The organism is Vibrio sp. SG41-7 (genome assembly GCF_014164465.1).
Lineage (GTDB): Bacteria > Pseudomonadota > Gammaproteobacteria > Enterobacterales > Vibrionaceae > Vibrio > Vibrio splendidus.
This window is the reverse complement of record NZ_JACJFF010000241.1, coordinates 1-2,858: the sequence shown is the minus strand read 5'-3', so window position 1 is coordinate 2,858 and position 2,858 is coordinate 1. Positions and strand designations below refer to the sequence as shown.

The following is a 2,858-nucleotide window of genomic DNA, read 5'->3' as shown; positions in this document are numbered from 1 at the left end:
AAGCCGCTGATTTCTCAGCGGCTTTCTTTAATGTGGTGGAGGGATAGGGATTTGAACCCTAGAACCGCTATTAACGGTTGCCGGTTTTCAAGACCGGTGCTTTCGACCACTCAGCCATCCCTCCAGTGCCGCGAATAATATAGGGGTGTGATTCGCTTGTAAATACCCTTATCAACTGACTGCTTTTTTTATGAACAAGTTTGTGCATTTTTATATGGTTAGAGTGAAAACACATCGAAAAATGTTCCTGATCGTTTCGACTTAAGGGATTAGGTATCGTTTGAGGAAGGAAAATGGAGAAAGGATCGAATACAACTGATGTGAGGGACGTAATTAGGACCGAAGCCCTAGTTTCTTGGTGTGTAGCCACCATTCCTCATTAGGGTTAACTTGCCTTTGCTGTTTATAAGATTCATAATGAATGCATCTTATAAGGTGAAATATCGACCATGCATATCACACGTTACACTGATTACTCCCTACGAGTGCTGATCTATTTAGCGATCAACAACCAATCTCTTAGCACCATCGGCGACATTGCTAACAGTTATGGTATTTCTAAAAACCACTTAATGAAGATCGTTCAGCAACTCAACCTCAAAGGACATCTGATCGCCACAAGAGGAAAAAATGGTGGTTTGAAACTCAGTTGCCATCCAAGTCAGATCAACATAGGTACGTTAGTTCGAGAGTTAGAAGACAAACGTAACTTGGTTGAATGTTTTGGCGAGAATAATAGCTGTGTCATTACACCAAATTGCCAATTGAAAACTATCTTTGCTGAAGCTCAAGAGTGTTTTTACAAAAGCTTAGACGCTTATAGCTTGCTAGATCTCCTCGGTGAAGGGCACAGCTACAAGCTAGGGCAACTTTTGGCGGTTGAAGTTATTTAAAAGTAAGCAAGTTTTGTTTACTCACTAGGTTTACGATGATGAAAGATTTAAATCAAAACCCCAACAATGGCGTTTCAATGACGGCATTTTTCGAACTCGCGTTTCGACCATTTTTTTTGTTTGCATCACTTTTTAGTATTGCAGCGTTAGTCGGGTGGGCCGCGTTTTGGAATGGCAGCGCAACTCTGAATGTTTATGGTGGTGCAATGTGGTGGCACATTCATGAAATGTTGTTTGGCTTTGCAGCCACTGTCGTGGTCGGTTTTTTACTGACGGCCGTACAAAATTGGACGGGTGTTCGCAGCATTAACGGACGCGGGTTAATGATACTTCTGGCTATCTGGTTGTGTGCAAGAATAGCCATGTTCCTGCCTGAAGTTCTAAGCCCTTGGCTGGTAGCTGGACTCGATTTACTGTTTTTACCTATCGCTGTAATTTATCTTGCTCACAATATTGTCAGTGTGAAGCTTTGGCGAAACCTGTTGTTCGTCCCCATTTTATTGCTAATGACTTTTGCCAATGCCGCAATGCACTATGGCGTTTTATTTCAGCAGCCACTCTTAATTTCACAAGCTAGCACAAGCATGGTGCTGTTGGTGACCCTAGTCATGTGCATTATGGGTGGGCGAGTTTTTCCTATGTTTACCGCTAATGGCACACAGACACCACGACCCCCTGCATTACCATGGCTTGAAAAGCTGAGCATCGTGAGCACGATTTTCGCCGTTGTGTTGAGCTTTCAGATACTTACAGTTCCACAAAGTCTCGTTGCTTTCGTGTTTATTGTCAGTGGCTTGGCAAATACGGTTAGGGCGGTAAGGTGGAAAATATGGGTTGCTTTTAAGACTCCTCTTGTGTGGTCTCTACACTTAAGCTACTGGGCCATTTCGTTAGGGTTGGTCTTGTATGGCGTTTCGATCATTTCGTCATTGGTCACACAATCACAAGCGATTCATGCATTAACCGTTGGTGGAATGGGAGTGATGATCTTATCAATGATCTCACGTGTGTCTTTAGGGCATACAGGCCGAACTATTGCGATTGGTAAAATAATGACTGCGGCGTTAATCGCCATTGTTTTTGCCTTTATTGTTCGAGTGTTTGGTGGATACTTTACCAATAATATTGTCTCTATCATCACCTTATCCAGCGCTCTGTGGGTCGCTGCATACAGTTGTTTCGTTGTGTTGTACTTACCAATTTTAATAAAACCAAAAGCTTAAATTACTACAAGTTGCGAATGTTCAATATTGATGACTTTAAAGTTGCATTTAAAATGCATCTTTAATATTATGTCTGCAGTGAATGACTTAAACACAATCAAAGAGAGTATGATTATGAGCTGTTGTGGCGGATGTGGTGGTTCAAACCACGAAGAAAAAGCAAATGAAGCTGAACAAAAGAAACAAGCAGAGCAGCAAGAGACTAAGCAAGAAAACGCTTAATTAAAGTAGCGCTCAAGCCAAATTTAGAAATCCAGAGACTTAGATGAAGCCTCTGGATTTTTTTTATTTTTATGGATTTATGATGAGTGCCTGAAACAAGCCTAAACACGATTCGAGCCTGCAGTGAATTCTGACTCTCTAGCGAGTAACTGTACCCGATTGGCATGCACCACCAGTCTAGTCATATTGAATGAACGCGCTGTGCAAATAAGTTTGGTCTAAGGTATGTATCGATGACTGGAGTGCGGAGAGAATACAAATTGAGCTAGCCAGTGATATTCAAACAGCTATAGAGTCGTAACAGGGCTTTAAACTGTTCAGAATGAACCAAACAATCTGTCTTTGGGGAATAGTTGAATATTAAACTTTAGATTCGATTCACTTTACGTCAGACGCAAAAAAGCCGCTGATTTCTCAGCGGCTTTCTTTAATGTGGTGGAGGGATAGGGATTTGAACCCTAGAACCGCTATTAACGGTTGCCGGTTTTCAAGACCGGTGCTTTCGACCACTCAGCCATCC

Annotated in this window: 2 protein-coding genes and 1 tRNA gene; 2 read left to right on the top strand and 1 reads right to left on the bottom strand. The window is 42.0% G+C overall.

Annotated elements, in window-relative coordinates:
• Nucleotides 1-33: 33 nt before the first annotated feature.
• Nucleotides 34-124: transfer RNA gene (locus tag H5300_RS26215), tRNA-Ser, on the bottom strand.
• Between the two features lie 325 nt (nt 125-449).
• Here H5300_RS26215 and H5300_RS26210 point away from each other — a divergent pair.
• Together H5300_RS26210 and H5300_RS26205 are read left to right on the top strand one after the other, a co-directional pair.
• Nucleotides 450-893 (top strand): Rrf2 family transcriptional regulator, encoded by a 444-nt coding sequence (locus H5300_RS26210; RefSeq protein WP_182797308.1) that lies wholly within the window; start codon nt 450-452, stop codon nt 891-893.
• 38 nt (nt 894-931) lie between these two features.
• Entirely contained in the window at nt 932-2,116 is a 1,185-nt protein-coding gene (locus H5300_RS26205) for an NnrS family protein (RefSeq protein WP_182797307.1), read from the top strand.
• Nucleotides 2,117-2,858 lie beyond the last annotated feature (742 nt).

Excerpts from the sequence above, each read along its gene's own strand:
- H5300_RS26210 (WP_182797308.1), top strand. The coding sequence starts at position 450 with ATGCATATCACACGTTACACTGATTACTCCCTACGAGTGCTGATCTAT.
- H5300_RS26205 (WP_182797307.1), top strand. The coding sequence starts at position 932 with ATGAAAGATTTAAATCAAAACCCCAACAATGGCGTTTCAATGACGGCA.